Origin of the sequence: Pigmentiphaga litoralis (genome assembly GCF_048632615.1) — a bacterium.
In the GTDB taxonomy this organism is placed as follows: domain Bacteria; phylum Pseudomonadota; class Gammaproteobacteria; order Burkholderiales; family Burkholderiaceae_B; genus Pigmentiphaga; species Pigmentiphaga litoralis_B.
Genome location: NZ_CP184479.1, coordinates 3,531,679 through 3,548,810, shown reverse-complemented (window position 1 = coordinate 3,548,810; position 17,132 = coordinate 3,531,679). Strand labels below are relative to the sequence as shown.

Here is a 17,132-nt window from a genome sequence, read left to right as displayed (position 1 = left end):
CCGGTGCACTGATACGTGATGCTGACAATTGAAAAGCTGGTCGACGACAACGCGGACAAGATCAGCCTGACCTGGCTGGCGGGCCGCGGCAGCGCCGGGCGCTCGCCGCTGCCGGCGACCTGTCTGGCCGCTTCCGATCTCGTTGGCCATCTGAACCTGATCCACCCGTCTCGGATCCAGGTGTTCGGACATGAAGAACTGTCGTACTACACGCGGTTCGAACTGCGCAAACGTGCGCATCACCTGGACGAACTGATCGCCGGGGGCGTGCCCGCCATCATCATGGCGGACGGCCTGGATGCGCCGGAAGACATCATTGCCCATTGCGAACAGCAGAACGTGGCGGTGCTGGCGTCGCCCAAGTCGGCGGCCCAGGTGATCGACCTGCTGCGGATCTATCTCGCCAAGAAGCTGGCACCCATGACCACCGTGCACGGGGTGTTCATGGACGTGCTGGGCATGGGCGTGCTGATTTCGGGCGAGTCCGGCCTGGGCAAGAGCGAACTGGCGCTGGAATTGATTTCTCGCGGCCATGGCCTGGTGGCCGATGACGCCGTGGAATTTTCGCGGATCGCGCCGAACATGATCGAGGGCCGCTGCCCGCCGCTGCTGCAGAACCTGCTGGAAGTGCGCGGCCTGGGCCTGCTGGACATCCGGGCGATCTTTGGCGAAACGTCGGTGCGGCGCAAGATGAAGCTCAAGCTGATCGTGCACCTGGTGCGCACCACGTCGCCCGAAGCCAATTTCGAGCGCCTGCCTTTGCAGGCGCAGACACAGGAAGTCCTTGCGCTGCCTATCCGCAAGGTCGTGCTGCCCGTTGCCGCCGGCCGCAACCTGGCCGTGCTGGTCGAGGCCGCCGTGCGAAATGTCATTTTGCAGTTGCGTGGCATCGATACGATGCAGGACTTCATGGAACGCCAGGCGCAAGCCATCCAGAACGGCAGTTGATTTTCCCACCCCGACAGTTCACTCATGCAAAACCAGGCAGTGCTTCGCGTCGTATTCATTACCGGCATTTCCGGATCCGGCAAATCGGTTGCACTGCGGACCCTGGAAGACGCCGGCTACAACTGTGTCGATAACCTGCCTGTGCGCTTCCTGCAGGAATTCGTGGCGGCGGCCCGCGACGAAGACCAGCAGCGCGTGGCGGTATCGATCGATGCCCGGTCCAGCGGCGACATCGCCAGCCTGCCGCGCATCATCGTGGCGCTGCGCCAGATGGGCACCGAGATCCGCGTGGTCTTCCTGGACGCGGATACCAATACCCTGGTGACCCGCTATTCCGAATCGCGCCGCCGGCATCCCCTGACCCAGAAGCTGTATCACCAGGGCGTGGCGCCGTCGGTCGAGGCCTGCATTTTCAGTGAACGGGAGTTGCTTGGGCCGCTGCGCGAACTGGGTAACGTGATCGACACTACCGGACTGACGCCGGGACAACTGCGCGCCTGGGTGCGCAATGTGGTCCACGCCGACAGCCACCCGCTGGTGCTGACCTTCGAATCCTTTGCCTTCAAGGAAGGCGTGCCCCTGGATGCCGACCTGATGTTCGACATGCGGTGCCTGCCGAACCCGCATTACGATCCCTTGCTGCGGCCCCTGACCGGCCGGGATGCGCCGGTGGCGGCCTATCTGGCCGGAATTCCGGTCGTTCAGCGCATGATCGACGACATTGCCGGATTTATCCGCACCTGGCTTCCCCAGTATGTGCAGGACACCCGCAGCTACCTGACGGTGGCGATCGGCTGCACCGGGGGCAAGCACCGTTCGGTATACGTGGTGGAGCAACTGGCCGCCCTGTTCGCCGACCAGGGCCAGGTACTGGTGCGCCACCGCGCGCAAAAGCAATTCGACCTGCATGACCAGGTTGCCCACGATCTGGTCCCCCACGCCCCTGCCCGGAGTGCCTCGTGATGACCCTGACACCCAGCCGCACCACCGTAATGGCCGCGACCCTTGCCGCGTTTGCGCTGGCGGGCTGCGGCAGTACGCCGACTAAGAGTGGCGGCAGTGTGGCGTCGTCGGGGGGCAAGGGGGTGGTTACTACAAGGACGACGGCCCGGAAGACAATCCGCCCGCCAACCTGGATCTGGTGCCGGATGCGATGCCGCAGCTCGAACCGCTGGCCAGTGGTCCGAACAAGCCGTATGTGATCTTCGGCAAGCGTTATGTGCCCGATACCACCCAGCAGGCCTACACGGCGCGCGGCGTGGCCTCCTGGTATGGAAAGAAATTCCATGGTGCGCGGACATCGAACGGCGAGATCTACGACATGTACGCGATGACCGCCGCCCACCCGACGATGCCGATTCCCAGCTACGCACGGGTCACCCGAATCGCGAACAACAAGACGGTGATCGTACGCATCAATGATCGTGGACCGTTCCACAGCGATCGCCTGATCGACCTGTCCTACACGGCGGCGCACAAGCTGGGCATTCTGGGCAAGGGCAGCTCGGAAGTGGTGGTGGAACTGCTGATGCCGGCGGAGATTGCGCGGATCCGCGCGGAACGTAACGGCGAGCCGGTGTTGGCGATGGCGCCGGCGTCGTCGGCTGGGGTCGCTGCCGGGACGGCGGCTGCTACTGCGGGGTCGGCCACGTCGGCGTTGCCCGTGGCGTCGAATTACACCGGCGTGGCGACCACGAGCGGAACGGGTCCGGAGATCGATGCCATCGCCATGACGATGCCGGTCGAGCCCACGGCCGGTGCCGTGCCGGTGCAGTTCCTGGCGCCCACGCCGGCATTGCGGCCGGCGCCACGGCCCAGCGCAAGTGTGGCGGGGGCGGACGGTACGTGGACCGGCGCGGGTGCGGGTTCGGTCAACGGGGCGCCGGGTGCGGACGCAGCGGCTGCTGCGGGTACCGGGTCTGGCTATGGCGCCGGGCCTGGCGGTGGGTCAAGCGCTGGCTTTGGCTCGGGCGGCGGTTCTGGAAGCGCCGGGCCGTCGTACCAGGCCTCGGCGCCCGTCACCGTACCGTCCACCTATCGGCCAACGCCTGTGTCGGCGCCTTTAAGTTCAGGCATCTATCTGCAAGTGGGCGCCTTCAATGGTGAACGGAACGCAGAAGACCTGGTGAACCGCATTCGCACTCGCGTGCCTGATGTCGAGTCACTGCGCGTCATCAGCGGCGGCAGCCTGCATCGGGTCCAGGTCGGGCCCTACCCCGACCGTGAAGCCGCCATGGCCGCCGCGCAGCGCATGCAGACGCGTGTGGATGTGACGCCGGTGATCGTTACCCGATAGGTCGACTGCTGCGGTTGCGCCTTGGGACGCGGGGCGAATGCATGGTCAACTGCCTTATGGCTGCAGGCTGAACGGCATGGCCGTCTGGCGGCCGGATTGCTCCAGCCGCAGCAAGAATTGCTTGCGCGGCAGCCCGCCTGCGTAGCCCGTCAACGCGCCATCGCTTCCAATCACGCGATGGCAGGGTATCAACACCGAAATGGGATTGCGGCCCACTGCGCCGGCCACGGCGCGCACGGCTGTCGGCGGGCAGCCGATCCGATGCGCCAATGCGGCGTAGCTCTCCGTTTCGTCGTAGGGGATACCCAACAGCCCTTGCCATACGACTTCCTGGAACGGCGTCCCGCTGGGTGACAACGCCGTCCTGAACACTTCCCGCTCCCCCTTGAACCATGCCTGGATGTCTTCCTGTGCGTCTCGCAGGAACGGATGGTCTGGGGCTGCCTTCCACGCCGTGGTGAGTTGCGGCAGGTACTTCTGATCGTCGACGAACCAGGCGCCTGCAAGGCCTGTGGCCGAGCAGGTACCCACTTTGGGCTGTCCTTTCGCGGGTGGGCTCGCGCTGTCCGCCGCGGGGGCGCGCACGGCAATGCGCAGGGCGCCGAGCGGCGTCGGCATGTCCAGGTAGTGCCATGCGGGGCGCGAGACGTTGACGGTCGGTGCTGCCTGGGCTGACGACTGGGGGGACGCATCGCGGGACGACCCTGGCCCTCCTGGGAATCCCTGCTGTGACATTAGCTCGGGACCGGTGCGGGCATCAGAAGGGCGTGAGGACGGCGCCATCCGGATATCTGGGGAAAGGAGTTGCATAAGGGGGATGTTCCATGTCGTCCATCAGGGAAAGCCGATGCTGTGAGTATTGCGGATGCGCAGCGCGTTGTCATGGTGGAAGCTCCACAGCCGCGTCGGCGCAAGCCTGACGTGACAAGCACACGCCGATCCAATCGCGCATCCCGCGCGTGACGCGCATGCTGGCAATACCCGTCCAGGTCCAGGCAGATCACGGCGTTGCGGGCGCGATCGAGCATGCCAGTTGCGTTGCCACGGCGCGTTCACCAAGCATGCATTGGACTGGCTTTTTCGCTGCCTGGCAGCGTTGCCGGAGACTTACCCCATGTATTCCTCAGCGTTATCGAGTCTGGAACTTTGTGCTGCCCTGGACGCAAGTCTATGGCTGCCGTTAGGTCGTGCGCGATGCGGCAGTCGCGGCTCATGTCACGATGGTGGGGGCTTTACGTTAGCCGGTCCAAGGCACGGCAGACTCCGCCTATTCGTCGGCGCTCTTCCCGTTCTTGATCGCCAGGGCGCGCGCGTACAAGGCGTCGCGGGGCAGGCCCGTGATCCGGGCAGCCACCTTTGCGCAATCCCGCACGCTCATGACTTCCAGCAGGGCCTGAACGACGTCTTCCGTCCGGGCATCGAGCATGTCGCTTTCCGGTGCGGCCGCCGCGCCCACGATCAGAACGAACTCGCCCTGCGCGCGCTGGGGATGCGCCACCAGCCAGTCCTGCGCGTCCGCCAGCGGCAGCGTCACGATCTCTTCGAACCGTTTGGTCAGTTCCCGCGCGATGGTCAGGGGCCGCTCGGGGCCGCAGACCGCCAGCAGGTCTGCCAGCGTGGCCGACAGGCGGTGCGGCGATTCGTACATCGCCACGGGCGCCTGCAGACGGCACCACGTTTCCAGCCACCGGCGGCGGGCCACCGTTTTCGGCGGGGGAAAGCCCGCGAAGGCAAATGCGGGATTTTCGTCGGTGGTCACTCCGCTGGCCATCAGCGCCGCGATCACCGCGCTCGGCCCGGGCACTGGCACGACCGGATATCCCGCCTCGCGCACCACCCGGACTACGCGCGCGCCCGGATCGCTCACCCCTGGGGCGCCGGCGTCCGATACCAACGCCACCCGGTCGCCCGCGGCCAGCCGGCTCACGATGGCGTCGGCAGCCTGTGCTTCGTTATGACGGTGCGCCGCGATCAACGGTGTGCGGATGCCCCACGCGTCGAGCAACGGACGCGTCAGCCGGGTGTCCTCGGCCGCGATCACGTCCGCCTGCTGCAAGCTGATCTGCGCGCGCAGGCTCAAGTCCCCCAGGTTGCCGATGGGCGTGGCCACGACGTACAAGGCCGGCTTGGGCCAGAACTGCGTCGCGACCCGATCGGCCATGCGCACCCAGGCGCTGGAAGGCGATGTGGGCGCCGCGACCGCGTCGGCGCCGGTGCTGTCGCTGCCGGACGCATCATCCGCCCGCGCCTGAGTGGCGGACGGAAGGCGGCCGGCCTCGTGCTCTTGGGACGGCCCCGCGTCAGGGGGTAGTGCTGGATTCATTTTGCATCTTGCGAGGATACCCGAGCATCCGGCCCCTTGGCTTCCAGGCCCGGGGTTGCCGACATGACCGTCGTTCGGCTCGAGCCGCATGGGGCCAGCTACAACGTCGCTGAATTGGACCCGTATGCGCCCGCACTCAATGCGCCCGCACCCGATGCGCCCGCACACGATGCGCCCGCACACGATGCGCCAGTACCCAATGCGCCCGCACCCGATGCGCCCGCACCCAATGCGCCAGCATCGGCTTCATCTGCACCGGATGCCCCCACAAGGGCTGCCTCCGCACCCGATGCCCCTGCAGGCGACATGCTTATACTCGCTGGCGATACATCAGCTGCCCTTGCAGCCGATGCGCCCGCAGCCGATGCGCCCGCAGCCGATGCACCTCCACCCGACGCCCCGTCCTGCATCGCCTCGGTCCCCCTCATCCACCACGGCGACTTCGACGCCGCCCGCGTTGCGCAGCGCCGGGCGCGGCGCCGGCGGCAGCGCAAGGCATCCGGCAAGCGGCCCGGCAGTGCCGAAACGCCGTCCGAATCCAGGCGATCGCCCACGCAGCGCGTGGGGGACGCCGCCGAAAACGCAGCCCTTGGCCTGCTGGAGCAAAGCGGCCTGGTGCTGATCGCCCGCAACCTGGCGTGCCGGCAAGGCGAAATCGATCTGATCATGATGGACCGCGACATCCTGGTGTTTGTGGAAGTCCGCCATCGGGCGGCATCCCGCTTTGGCGGAGCCGCAGCCAGCGTGGGCAGGGCCAAACAGCGCCGGGTGCAGCGTGCCGCGCAGTTCTACCTGATGTATCGCTGGAAAGGTCCGCTGCCGCCCTGCCGGTTCGACGTGGTAACCCAGGACGCGCAGGGGCTGCACTGGTTCCGGGGCGCGTTCGGGGCGGTTGAATAACGACAGCGGTAAGGACAGCGGTAAGAGCAGCTCGCCCCGAAAGGGACAGCGCGGCCCGAGGCCGGTTACAGTGGACACACTTTGGGCGAATGACGCCCGTTTCCGCCATCCGGCCACATGAGATAATCCGCGCATGGACCTTTCTGCCCGCATTTCCGCTCATTTTCGTGACGCCATCGCGCTTTTCGAGCAGTCGCAAGACGTGCTGCCCGCGCCAACGGCTGCCGCCGTGGACGCGTGTTTCCACACGCTGACCAACAACGGCAAGATTCTGGCGTGCGGCAACGGCGGCTCGGCCGCCGACGCCCAGCACTTCGTGGCCGAGCTGGTCGGCCGCTTCGAGCGCGAACGCCTTCCGCTGGCGGCCATCGCGCTGAATACCGACACCTCCATCCTGACTGCGGTGGGGAACGACTTTGGCTATGACCGGGTCTTCTCTCAGCAGGTGAACGCACTGGGACAGCCCGGCGACGTGCTGCTGGCGATTTCGACCAGCGGCAATTCAACCAACGTCATCCAGGCGATCGAAGCTGCGCAATCACGTGAGATGCACGTGATCGCCTTGACCGGCAAGGGTGGCGGGCAGATCGGCGCGATGCTGGCCGAGACCGACGTTCACCTGTGCGTCCCTCACGACCGCACTTTGCGGATCCAGGAAGTCCACATCCTGCTGTTGCATGCCATATGCGACGGTATCGATGCCCAATTGCTCGGAGACATGTAATGCCGCACTCCCCTCTGCTGACGCTCGCCCGCCCGATCGCGGTCGCCCTTGCCATCGCCACTGGCGCACTGGCCGTGGGCGGCTGCATTCCCATCATCATGGGCGGCGCGGTCATGGGCACGTTTGCAGCAACCGACCGCCGCACCATGGGCAATCAGGTCGAAGACCAGAGCATCGAACTCAAGTCCAGCAACCGCATTTCGGGCCGCTATGGCGACAAGGGCCACGTCGTCATCAACGCGTACAACCGCAAGGTCCTGCTGACCGGTGAAGTGCCCAATGACGCCGCCAAGGCCGATGCCGAACTGCAGGCGTCCACGATCGAAAACGTGCGGTCGGTGGTCAATGAACTGCAGGTGGGCCCGCCCAGCTCGCTTACCACCCGTTCCAACGACACCCTCATTACCGGCAAGGTCAAGGCATCGCTGATCGACGCCAAGGACCTGTTCGCCAACGCCTTCCTGATCAACACGCAGCGCGGCACCGTGTACCTGATGGGCCGGGTCACCGAACGTGAAGGCAAGCGCGCGGCGTCGATTGCGGCCGGTGTCAGCGGGGTGACCAAGGTCGTGAAGGTGTTCGACTACATCACCGAAGCCGAGCTGGCCGATCTGTCCAAGGTCAAGGCCGAGCAGGACGAAGCCGCCAAGAACGCACCCGGCGCGAAGTAAGGAGCCTGGCCTGGCCTCGCAGCACTGCCAGCTGCAGTATTGCGGCAGGTGGTGCTGTCCGATAGCCAGCAGCCTTGACGGTAATGCGCCCGCGCGCGGTCGGGCCCAGGCTATCCCGCACGCCGCCGCAAGTCACGCCTGCTAACGACTGTCGCTTCACTGTCGAGTGGTCGTCGCTTGACGCTACGTACTTCCCCGGGGGATGATCCGCCCCATGCAAGCCCTCCGGACCTTTCGCTTTCTGCACCTTTCCGTGCTGCTTTGGTTCGCCATGACGCTGGGGGCAGCGATTGCGACGCCGATCATCAAGCCCGCGCTGTTCGATGTGATCTGCTCGGGTGCGGGCGCGGTCAAGATCGTCGTGCATGACCAGGATTCGTCGGCGGGCGACACGGATCGTATGGTCATGGATTGCCCGCTGTGCTTCGCACCGGTCGGCCTGATGCCCACGCCTACGATGGTAACGCGGACGTCCGACCCGCTCGCCTACGTCCTCAAGTCCATTCCAGCGGCCCGCCTTGCGGCCGCGACCCTCGCGCCGCTTCCGGCGCGAGGACCTCCCTCGCTCACCTGACCTCGACGCTCGTGCGGTCGTGACGGATTCCTGCGGGTCCGGTTTCCGACTGCGTCTTTCTTGCCTCGTGTTTCGCACCGCCGGCCCCGCCGCGCGGGCGATGATACGTCCCGATCAGGTTTGCCATGTCCCGTTTGCGTCTGCCTTGTGCCGCGTCCGCGCGCCCGCTCCACCCGTCCAGCCCGTCCGCTCTCACCCATCGACCTGCCGCCTTTCGGCCGACCGCCCTTGCCTTTGCGATCACCCTGCTTGCGGGCACCGGTGCGCCCGGCCTGGCGCAGGCACAGTCTGCCGAGTTGCCTGATGCATCACAGGCAACGCCACGGACATCGTCTTCAGCCGCGCCTGCGACTCCCGTCCAGGCCGCTCAGGCCGCGCCCGCTTCCAGCTCACCCGCCACGCTCTCCACCATCACCGTGGAAGCCGACGCGCCTCCAGCGGCGGGATTGGGCAACCTGAATCTGGACACGCCGTCCGACACCGCCAGCCGCCTGGGCCTGACACCGCGCGAAACGCCAGCGTCCGTCACCGTGGTCGATCGGGGGGCGATTGACTTGCGCGGCGCGCTGGACACGCAGGAAATCCTTCGCGCCGTGCCAGGCATTACCGCGCACAGCGCGCCAGGCAGTATCGGCGTCAGCTATCGAGGCTTCAACAGCAGTTCGCTCAGCCAGTTGTTCAATGGCATCAACGTGCACTACGGCATTGCAGCCAGACCGGTGGACAGCTGGATCTATGACCGGGTCGAAGTGATCGGCGGGCCATCCAGCTTCCTGTATGGCTCGGGCGCCGTGGGCGGATCGATCAACTACATCACCCGGCTTGCGCAGCGCGAGGACCTTGGCGATGCGCAGGTACGTTTCGGCAGCTACGGCCTGAAGGAAGTGTCGTTCGGCCTGAACCGCCGGATTGCGGGCGATGGCGAAGGCGCCGTCAACCATTACGCGCGCATCGATGTGAACCACCGTGATGCGAACAGCTGGACGGCCGGCACGGGCACGCGATCCACACAGGTTGCGGCATCGTTGCTGTCGGACCTGGGTCAAGGCCTGACCCACACGCTGGCCTATGAGTACCAGGCGGAACATGTGGATCGCCCTTACTGGGGAACCCCGGTGCTGAATCCGGCCTCGGGGGAATTGACCATCGACAAGGGCACGCGCTCCAAGAACTACAACGTGGCCGACGGGCTGTATCAGCAGCGGGTCCAATGGCTGCGGTCGATCACGGAATGGAAGGCGACCGACACACTCAAGCTGACCAACACCTTCTATGTGTATGACGCATTGCGCGATTACCGGAATGTCGAGACCTATCGCTATACGCCCGATAACCGGTCGATCCAACGTTCCGGCGCACTGCTTCAACGGCACGACCAGCAACTGATCGGTGACCGTGTCGATGCGCTGTATCAAGGCACGCTGTTTGGACGCAAAAGCGATTGGGCGGTTGGCGCCGATGTCAGCACGAACCGTCAGACGCGCTTCCCGAACAGCCTGGCCGGCACCATCAACACCGTGGACCCCTACCAGTTCACGCCGGGTGATTTCTATCAGATCCCGGGGACGTCACCGGGCTTCAATCCGGATCGCGACGTCAGGATCGAGACGCTGGCGGTGTATCTGGAAAACCGCACCGCCCTGCTCCCCACCCTGAACCTTGTGACAGCGTTGCGGCATGAACGCATCGACCTGGATCTGACCAACCGGCGCGCGGTCACGGCGGCCGCACCGGCCAGTTATGAAAGGTCCTACTCACCCACTACCGGGCGGATTGGCCTGGTGTGGGACGTCACGCAAGACGCGAATCTGTATGTGCAGTATGCAACGGCGGCGGATCCTCCTTCGGGGGTGCTGTCGACGGCGTCATTTGCCGACGTTATCAACAACAGCAAGCTCACCACCGGCAAGCAGGTCGAAGTCGGCAGCAAGGTCGATTTCTGGGACCGCAAGGCGACTGCTACCCTGGCCGCGTATCACATCACTCGCAAGAACATTGCCACGCAAGATCCGAACAACAGCGCATTGACATTGCCCGTGGGCGAACAGAGTTCAAAGGGGATCGAGGCGGCGTTGGCCTTGCGGCCGACGTCCCGTTGGGCAGTGCAAGGCAACGTGACCCTGGTCAATGCGACTTATGACACCTTCACGCAGGGCGGCGTGTCCCTGGCGGGCAAGACGCCCAACAACACGCCGTCGTTCGTGGCCAATGTGTGGACGTCGTACGCGTTCGCGCCGGCGTGGACGGGAATCGTGGGCGTGCGGCACGTTGGACGGGTGTATGCCGACGCCGCCAACACAGCGACGTGGTCTGCCTACACACTGGTTGATGTGGGCGTAAGCTGGCAATTCAGCAAGGCCATGTCGCTGACCGGACGCATTCGCAACCTGACGGACCGGGTGTATGCCGCCAACGCGGGCACGGGCCAGGTCTACTTGGGCGCGCCACGCACCGCAGACCTGACGCTGCGCGCGTCGTTCTGAGGATCGCCGCCATGCACCGCGCCAAACGCTGGCTGTTCCTGATTCACCGCTGGATGGGCATCACGGCGTGCCTGTTCTTTGCCATGTGGTTCGTGTCGGGCGTCGTCATGATGTACGTCGGCTATCCCAAGCTGACGACGGCGGAACGGCTGGCGCACTTGCCGGTGCTGGATGCGCAGGTGCCGCTGCTGGGCCCCGACGACGCACTGGTTGCGGCGGGGATACAGGGCCCGCTGCGCGACTTGCGCTTGGCACGCGCGCGGGCCAGGCTGCCGGTGTATCTGGTGGAGCCGCAGGCCACACCCGGTGGCGCGCGTGGCGGACATGACGCATCGCCCGGGCGGGGCGCGATCGTGGTCGATGCGGTGACTGGCAAGCGCCTGCCCGCCACGACGCGCGAGGTGGCGCTTGCCAGCGCGGCCGCGTGGGCAGGCGCCGACGCGTTGGGTCCGGTACGCATGAAGGCAGGTGCTGGTGGTGTGGGTAGTGATGCCAATGCGAATGCGAACCCCAGTCCCGTTCATCCATCCATGACCTACCTGGGCGAGATCAATGAAGACGCCTTCTCGCACTCCCGGGGCCTGGACGCACATCGCCCCTTGCATGTGGTGGACGTCGCGGACACGAACCGCACCCGCCTCTACATTTCCGGGCGCACGGGCGAGGTGGTCCGCGATGCGCCGCGCACCGAGCGGTTCTGGAATTACGCAGGCGCCTGGATCCACTGGCTCTACCCGTTCCGTGGCAACGTCTTCGATCCGTATTGGTCCGGGATCGTCAATACACTGTCGGTGCTGGGTCTGGCAGTGGCGCTCACGGGCACGGTCGTCGGCATCCTGCGGTGGCGCTTTGGCCGGGTCTATCGCACCGGATCGCGGTCGCCCTATACCGGTCCGATGATGCGCTGGCATCACATCAGCGGCCTGCTGTTCGCAGCCATCACGATCACCTGGATCTTCAGCGGATGGATGTCCATGAACCCGTGGAAGATGTTCAGCGCAAGCGGGCCGGCGTTGCAGGTCGAGGCCATGCACGGCGGGCGCCTGCAGGCAGATGCTGCGGGCGGCCCAGGCGCCAGCGGTGCCGGCGCCCAACAGGGTCCGGCCCATGCGTTCTACGGTCCAGGAAGCTCCCACGCGTCGATCCGCAACCTGTTGATGGCAAGTGGCGATGGCGCCGTTCGCGAACTGCGCTGGACGTATGCCATGGGTCGACCCATTGTGTTGGCGAGCGCGGCTTTAGGCGTGCCGCAGGTGCTCGACGCCCGGACGGCCAGCGCCATCCACTTTGACGAAGGCGCCATTACCACCGCGGCGGCGAGGCTGATGACCGCGCCGGTCGCGGGCATTGACCGCCTGGTCGCTTACGACACCTATTACTACGCTCGCGACGACCACACCATGACGGGCGGCACCGACAAGCCCTTGCCGATTTTGCGGGTGCGCTTTGACGATCCGTCCCACACCTGGGTGCACATCGACCCGCGCACGGCCTCGGTCATCGGCCAGACCGATGATGCCCGGCGGCTCAGCCGCTGGCTGTTCGCCATGTTGCATAGCTGGGACTGGTTGCCGCTGCTGGATCGGCGTCCGCTGTGGGACACGCTGCTGATCCTGTTGAGCCTGGGCGGCGCGGCGCTGAGCGTGACGGGGGTGGTGATCGGCTGGCGGCGGCTGGGCCGCAAGTTGAAGACGTCGCCGGCTTGACCGGCGCAAGGCACGGGGGCGTGCCTGCGCCCCCGCCTACTTGACCGCCCCGAACACCTTCTTCAGGATCGCACTGCCGGTGCCGATCGGGTCGGCGCGGATGCTACGTTCCTGCTCGCCGATCATCAGGTACAAGCCATCCAATGCCTTGCGCGTGACGTACTGCTGCACGTTGGCGTCTTCTTTGCGCACCACGCCGAACTGCGCGGCCTGGCCGGCGTACTGGTTGTACATCTGCGCCAGGCCCAGCTTGTCGATCTCTTTGGACACGATAGGCAGAAACCTTTGCGCCAGCGGCGCCTGGGTCTTGTCCTTGAAATAGGCCGTGACCGAATCGTCGCCGCCCGTCAGGATGCCCTTGGCGTCCTGCACCGTCATGGTCTGCACGGCGTTGACCAGCAGTGGCCTGGCTTCCTGCACCGCCGATTCGGCCGCGCGGTTCATGGCGACTTCGAGTTCTTCGGCCTGCTGGCCGCGCCCTATCATCCGCAGCACGGCCTGCGCCTTTTTCAGGCCTTCGGGCAAGGGGATGCGCACCTTGGCGTTGTCCAGGAAACCGCCTGGCTGACCCAGCAGCCTGACCGCGGTGTCCGACCCTTTGAGCAGGGCTTCTTTCAGGCCGGCCGACGCTTCGGTGCTGGACAGGCTGGCCGCCAGGACACGGCGCGGCGACAGCAAGGCGCCGCCCAGGGCGACGAGGCCTATAATGCCAAGGATATCCCGGCGGCGCGTGTCGATGGCATTTCCCGCCTCCGCCAACTGCCGGGCCTGGCCAGACTCACTTAGGTGCATGGACCGATATGTCTTCATTGTCTGCCTCTCGGGGCTATCCGGTAACGAGCCGCGCGCAGCGCGGGGCGGCCAAGCTTATCGCGGTCGCCGCCGTGGCCGCAATTGCGGCCGCGGGCGCCTGGTTCGCTCTGGCGCCGTCGAGCAAGGCGCCTGAAACGACATTCACGTCCATCCAGGGCGAAAAGTTCACGACCGAAAGCCTGCGCGGCAAGGTGGTGCTGGTCAATTTCTGGGCCACCAGCTGCGTCACGTGCGTGAAAGAAATGCCGATGATGGTCGAGACCTACAAGAAGTATGCGCCCAAAGGCTACGACATGGTGGCGGTCGCCATGAGCTACGACCCCGCCAACTACGTGCTCAATTTTGCCGAGACGCGGCAGTTGCCTTTCAAGGTGGCGCTCGATCCGGTCGGCGACATTGCCAAAGCCTTCCAGGACGTCAAGCTGACGCCCACGTCCTTCCTGATCGACAAGCAGGGCAACATCATCAAACGTTACCTTGGCGAGCCCGACGAAGCCGAATTCCACGCAACGATAGAAAAGGCGCTGGCAGGTTGACGGGTCGCCTCGATACACAGGCCATGACCGGGCAACATGACCCGGCTGTTGGCCCGTCGCCCGCCCTTGCCCCGCCGCCCACGCCCATGACCCGTTCCAGCCGCATCGTTCCCTTCGACCTTCAGGACTGGGATGCCGCCCCGGCCAGCCATCCGGGCGCGTCCCCGATCGACGAACTGGAACGTGGCAAGGTGCTCTATTTTCCCAGACTGGCGTTCACGCTCAGTCCGGCCGAACTGGCTCTGCTCGACCCCGCCCTGGTCGACCCCAAACGCAAGAACATCAGCCTGAACGCCACCACAGGCGTGCTGACCGGCGTGGTGGTGGATGGTGCGCGCAAGGACGCAATTGCCGCGCTGGTCAAGCGCTACTACACGTCCACGCGCGCGTTGCTGTCCCACCTCGTGCCGGGCTATCTGGACAGCCTGCACAAGCCGACGACCAGCCTGCGCCTGCATCGCATCGGCACGTGGAAGCCGTCGTGGCGCAAGGACGACACGCGGCTGCACGTCGATGCGTTTCCGTCGCGGCCAACGGGTGAGCAACGCATTCTGCGGGTCTTCAACAACATCAACCCGCACGGGCAATCGCGCCAGTGGCGCGTGGGGCAGGATTTCGAATCGCTGGCAGCGCGTTTCGTGCCGGGCGCGACGCCGTTCCGCCCCAGCCTGGCCTGGCTGATGCACCACCTGCACATCACCAAAACGCGCCGCAGCGCCTACGATCACCTGATGCTGCAGATGCATGACCGCATGAAGGCAGACGCCGACTACCAGGCCCATGGCGAACAGGAAGCGTTCGACTTTCCGCCGGGCAGCACCTGGATCTGTTTTTCGGACCAGACGCCGCACGCCGCCATGACGGGTCAGTTCATGCTGGAACAGACCTACATGATGCCGCTGACCGCCATGGCCCATCCGGAACTGTCGCCGCAGCACGTGCTGGCGCGGCAGGCCGGGATCGCGTCGCGAGCGTAGGCCCGGAACGGAACCCCAGCGCGGAGGGATGCCGGCCGCGAAACCCGCTGGCTTCACATCAGCACCGGCCCCCGCCCCATTGGCGCATCGCACAGGCTGTCTGGCATGTTCGGGCTTGCGTTTGCCCCACCCCCAAGAATTTTCAACACCATCGGAGACACGATGACTTTCATCAAGACCCTGGCCACTGTCGGCCTGACCGTGGCCGCCCTGGGCGCTACCGCCCCTGCTTTCGCGCAAGCGTGGCCCACCAAACCCATCCGGCTGATCGTGCCGTATTCGGCCGGCGGCGGCGCCGATAACGCGGCGCGCATCCTGGCGCAGACCATGGGCAAGTCGCTGGGCCAGACGGTAGTGATCGACAATCGCCCGGGCGCAAGCGGCATGATCGGCGGCCAGGCCGTCGCCCAGGCCGACCCCGACGGCTATACCGTGCTGTATGACGCATCGACCTATGCGGTGAACCCCGTCCTGCGCAAGATGCCCTTCGACGCCGCCAAGGATCTGATCCCGGTGTCGCTTGCCGTAAGCGTGCCCAATATCCTGGTCGTGCCGCCCAAGGCCCCTTACAACAACTTCAAGGAATTCCTGGCCTACGCCCAGAAGAATCCTGGCAAGGTGACCTACGCGTCGTACGGCGCGGGCAGTCCGGCCCATCTGGTGGGCGAACTGCTCAAGAACCAGGCCAAGCTGGACATGCTGCACGTTCCGTACAAGGGCGGCGCACCGGCGCTGGCAGACGTGATGGGCGGGCAGGTGGATGCCTACTTTGCCAATGCCGCATCGGGCCTGAGTTATGTCCAGTCCAACCGTCTCAAGGCAATCGCCGTCACGTCCGCCAAGCGGATGGCAGCGCTGCCCGAGGTCACGACGATCCAGGAAAACGGCTTCAAGGACTTTGACGTGCTGGAGTGGAACGGCTTCTTCGTTCCGAAGGGCACGCCGGCCGCCGTGGTGGACCGTCTGGCCAAGGAAGTGAAGGTTGCCGTGAACGATGCCGAAACGCGCGGCAAACTGGAAAAGCTGGGCCTGGACCCGGTGGGCAGCACGCCCGCGGAATTTGCCAGCTTCATCCAGAAGGAAACGACGCGTTGGGGCGCGCTGGTCAAGAGCAACAACATCACAGTGGAATAGGCGGAACGTGTGACTGCGGCAATGCGGTGATTGCAGCTACCGCATTGCCGCGCTGACTGCGGCGGGCATGCCCGCGCCGCGGTCCCGGACTACACCTTGCGGCCCGCCTTGTCGGGCCGTTTTCGCGTCTGCTGCCTGGCCGCCGATACACGCCGTGCGCGCTGCCGTGCGTCGCGCCTTGCCATGCTCTGACGACTCGTCGCGATGAGCGTATCCTAGTCGGTTATCCCCTCGAATACCGAAGTACAGACCATGCATTCCGAGTCTCTCGAAGATCAGGTCGCCACCCTCCGCCAGGAAGGGTTGGTGGTGGTGCGGAACATGCTTGATGCCGGCCAGGTGGCCAAGCTGCGGCGCCTGGCTCAGGCGGATCTGGACGCGCGCGTCGAACCGCTGGAACTGGAAGCCGACCTGGGCTACCCGGGCGCACCCGCTTCGCACGCGGACGAGGGGGCGGCACCGTGCGCCGTCTGCTCGACGCCTGGTCGCGCAACGAGGCCTACCGGACCTGGGCGACCAGTGCCCCGATCCGCGAATGGATGCAGGCGTACTTCAACGAGCCTGCCTGCTTGTCCCTGGCGCATCACAACTGTGTGATGACCAAGCATCCCCGCTACGGCAGCCTGACCGGATGGCATCGTGACTTCCGGTATTGGGCGTTTGACCGGCCCGACATGGTGTCGGTATGGGTGGCGCTGGGTCCGGAAAATGATCACAACGGCGGGCTGCATCTGGTGCCGCGCTCACATACCGAAGCGATCGCCGCAACGCGCTTCGACGAAAAGATCTTTTTGCGGGATGACCTGCCCGACAACCAGGCGCTGATCGCCCGTGCCGTCGTGCCCGAATTGAATGCGGGGGACATCATGTTCTTCCACAGCAATACGTTGCACGCGGCCGGACGGAACCTGAGCGATCAGGTGAAATTCTCGGCCGTGTTCACCTACCACGCGGCCAGCAACCACCCGGTGCCGGGCACGCGGTCGGCCGCCAAGGGCAGCGTGCGGCTGGGGTGACGCTGCTGGGGTGATGCTGGCGGGGGTGATG

15 protein-coding genes and 2 pseudogenes are annotated in these 17,132 nt (G+C 65.6%); 14 read left to right on the top strand and 3 right to left on the bottom strand.

The genetic code is table 11. From position 1 onward, the window contains the following. Positions 1–18 precede the first annotated feature (18 nt). From hprK to ACNANG_RS16195, 4 genes and pseudogenes are all read left to right on the top strand, one after another. Entirely contained in the window at positions 19–948 is a 930-nt protein-coding gene (gene hprK, locus ACNANG_RS16210; RefSeq protein WP_420223847.1) for an HPr(Ser) kinase/phosphatase, read from the top strand. Positions 949–987: 39 nt separating this feature from the next. Next, entirely contained in the window at positions 988–1,911 is a 924-nt protein-coding gene (gene rapZ, locus ACNANG_RS16205) for an RNase adapter RapZ (RefSeq protein WP_420227564.1), read from the top strand. Between the two features lie 97 nt (positions 1,912–2,008). Further along, positions 2,009–2,665 (top strand): annotated as a pseudogene (locus ACNANG_RS16200) (septal ring lytic transglycosylase RlpA family protein); the annotation flags it as partial. Positions 2,666–2,677: 12 nt separating this feature from the next. Then, complete coding sequence (locus tag ACNANG_RS16195; protein ID WP_420227563.1) at positions 2,678–3,244, top strand: SPOR domain-containing protein; 567 nt, start codon at positions 2,678–2,680, stop codon at positions 3,242–3,244. Between the two features lie 54 nt (positions 3,245–3,298). On the opposite strand, the gene ACNANG_RS16190 is transcribed toward ACNANG_RS16195, so the two are convergent. Both ACNANG_RS16190 and rsmI read right to left on the bottom strand, forming a co-directional pair. Beyond that, positions 3,299–3,862 (bottom strand): methylated-DNA--[protein]-cysteine S-methyltransferase, encoded by a 564-nt coding sequence (locus ACNANG_RS16190; protein ID WP_420223846.1) that lies wholly within the window; start codon positions 3,860–3,862, stop codon positions 3,299–3,301. 649 nt (positions 3,863–4,511) lie between these two features. Continuing rightward, positions 4,512–5,405, bottom strand: coding sequence for a 16S rRNA (cytidine(1402)-2'-O)-methyltransferase (gene rsmI / locus ACNANG_RS16185; protein ID WP_420227562.1), 894 nt, complete (start codon positions 5,403–5,405; stop codon positions 4,512–4,514). A 225-nt stretch (positions 5,406–5,630) separates the two neighbouring features. Here rsmI and ACNANG_RS16180 point away from each other — a divergent pair, with 225 nt between their 5' ends. The 6 genes from ACNANG_RS16180 (at position 5,631) to ACNANG_RS16155 (ending at position 12,625) form a co-directional block, all read left to right on the top strand. Beyond that, positions 5,631–6,467, top strand: coding sequence for a YraN family protein (locus ACNANG_RS16180; protein ID WP_420223845.1), 837 nt, complete (start codon positions 5,631–5,633; stop codon positions 6,465–6,467). A 133-nt stretch (positions 6,468–6,600) separates the two neighbouring features. Further along, on the top strand, positions 6,601–7,191 hold the full coding sequence (locus tag ACNANG_RS16175) for a phosphoheptose isomerase (RefSeq protein ID WP_179584471.1): 591 nt from the start codon (positions 6,601–6,603) through the stop codon (positions 7,189–7,191). Continuing rightward, positions 7,191–7,862, top strand: coding sequence for a BON domain-containing protein (locus tag ACNANG_RS16170; RefSeq protein WP_420223844.1), 672 nt, complete (start codon positions 7,191–7,193; stop codon positions 7,860–7,862). Before ACNANG_RS16175 ends, ACNANG_RS16170 begins: the two co-directional genes overlap by 1 nt. 214 nt (positions 7,863–8,076) lie before the next feature. Next, positions 8,077–8,436: a DUF2946 family protein gene (locus tag ACNANG_RS16165; RefSeq protein ID WP_420223843.1), complete on the top strand. Its 360-nt coding sequence runs from the start codon at positions 8,077–8,079 to the stop codon at positions 8,434–8,436. Positions 8,437–8,561: 125 nt separating this feature from the next. Then, positions 8,562–10,919: a TonB-dependent receptor gene (locus ACNANG_RS16160; RefSeq protein WP_420223842.1), complete on the top strand. Its 2,358-nt coding sequence runs from the start codon at positions 8,562–8,564 to the stop codon at positions 10,917–10,919. 11 nt (positions 10,920–10,930) lie between these two features. Beyond that, positions 10,931–12,625 (top strand): PepSY domain-containing protein, encoded by a 1,695-nt coding sequence (locus tag ACNANG_RS16155; protein WP_420223841.1) that lies wholly within the window; start codon positions 10,931–10,933, stop codon positions 12,623–12,625. 36 nt (positions 12,626–12,661) lie between these two features. On the opposite strand, the gene ACNANG_RS16150 is transcribed toward ACNANG_RS16155, so the two are convergent. Next, entirely contained in the window at positions 12,662–13,417 is a 756-nt protein-coding gene (locus ACNANG_RS16150) for a DUF4197 domain-containing protein (protein WP_420223840.1), read from the bottom strand. Between the two features lie 8 nt (positions 13,418–13,425). Between ACNANG_RS16150 and ACNANG_RS16145 the strand changes: the two genes are divergently transcribed. The 4 genes and pseudogenes from ACNANG_RS16145 (at position 13,426) to ACNANG_RS16130 (ending at position 17,101) form a co-directional block, all read left to right on the top strand. Beyond that, the gene (locus ACNANG_RS16145) at positions 13,426–13,974 is read left to right on the top strand and encodes a TlpA disulfide reductase family protein (protein WP_420223839.1); all 549 of its coding nucleotides are present in this window, start codon (positions 13,426–13,428) and stop codon (positions 13,972–13,974) included. An 86-nt stretch (positions 13,975–14,060) separates the two neighbouring features. After that, the gene (locus ACNANG_RS16140) at positions 14,061–14,951 is read left to right on the top strand and encodes a Kdo hydroxylase family protein (RefSeq protein ID WP_420227561.1); all 891 of its coding nucleotides are present in this window, start codon (positions 14,061–14,063) and stop codon (positions 14,949–14,951) included. Between the two features lie 162 nt (positions 14,952–15,113). Further along, the gene (locus ACNANG_RS16135) at positions 15,114–16,085 is read left to right on the top strand and encodes a Bug family tripartite tricarboxylate transporter substrate binding protein (protein WP_420223838.1); all 972 of its coding nucleotides are present in this window, start codon (positions 15,114–15,116) and stop codon (positions 16,083–16,085) included. Positions 16,086–16,337: 252 nt separating this feature from the next. Then, a pseudogene (locus tag ACNANG_RS16130) lies at positions 16,338–17,101 on the top strand (phytanoyl-CoA dioxygenase family protein). The last annotated feature ends 31 nt before the right edge of the window (positions 17,102–17,132 follow it).

Excerpts from the sequence above, each read along its gene's own strand:
- hprK (WP_420223847.1), top strand. The coding sequence starts at position 19 with ATGCTGACAATTGAAAAGCTGGTCGACGACAACGCGGACAAGATCAGC.
- ACNANG_RS16150 (WP_420223840.1), bottom strand. The coding sequence starts at position 13,417 with ATGCACCTAAGTGAGTCTGGCCAGGCCCGGCAGTTGGCGGAGGCGGGA.
- ACNANG_RS16170 (WP_420223844.1), top strand. The coding sequence starts at position 7,191 with ATGCCGCACTCCCCTCTGCTGACGCTCGCCCGCCCGATCGCGGTCGCC.
- ACNANG_RS16145 (WP_420223839.1), top strand. The coding sequence starts at position 13,426 with ATGTCTTCATTGTCTGCCTCTCGGGGCTATCCGGTAACGAGCCGCGCG.
- ACNANG_RS16140 (WP_420227561.1), top strand. The coding sequence starts at position 14,061 with ATGACCCGTTCCAGCCGCATCGTTCCCTTCGACCTTCAGGACTGGGAT.
- ACNANG_RS16175 (WP_179584471.1), top strand. The coding sequence starts at position 6,601 with ATGGACCTTTCTGCCCGCATTTCCGCTCATTTTCGTGACGCCATCGCG.
- ACNANG_RS16155 (WP_420223841.1), top strand. The coding sequence starts at position 10,931 with ATGCACCGCGCCAAACGCTGGCTGTTCCTGATTCACCGCTGGATGGGC.
- ACNANG_RS16180 (WP_420223845.1), top strand. The coding sequence starts at position 5,631 with ATGACCGTCGTTCGGCTCGAGCCGCATGGGGCCAGCTACAACGTCGCT.
- ACNANG_RS16190 (WP_420223846.1), bottom strand. The coding sequence starts at position 3,862 with ATGCCGACGCCGCTCGGCGCCCTGCGCATTGCCGTGCGCGCCCCCGCG.
- ACNANG_RS16165 (WP_420223843.1), top strand. The coding sequence starts at position 8,077 with ATGCAAGCCCTCCGGACCTTTCGCTTTCTGCACCTTTCCGTGCTGCTT.
- ACNANG_RS16160 (WP_420223842.1), top strand. The coding sequence starts at position 8,562 with ATGTCCCGTTTGCGTCTGCCTTGTGCCGCGTCCGCGCGCCCGCTCCAC.
- rsmI (WP_420227562.1), bottom strand. The coding sequence starts at position 5,405 with ATGGCCGATCGGGTCGCGACGCAGTTCTGGCCCAAGCCGGCCTTGTAC.
- ACNANG_RS16135 (WP_420223838.1), top strand. The coding sequence starts at position 15,114 with ATGACTTTCATCAAGACCCTGGCCACTGTCGGCCTGACCGTGGCCGCC.
- ACNANG_RS16195 (WP_420227563.1), top strand. The coding sequence starts at position 2,678 with ATGACGATGCCGGTCGAGCCCACGGCCGGTGCCGTGCCGGTGCAGTTC.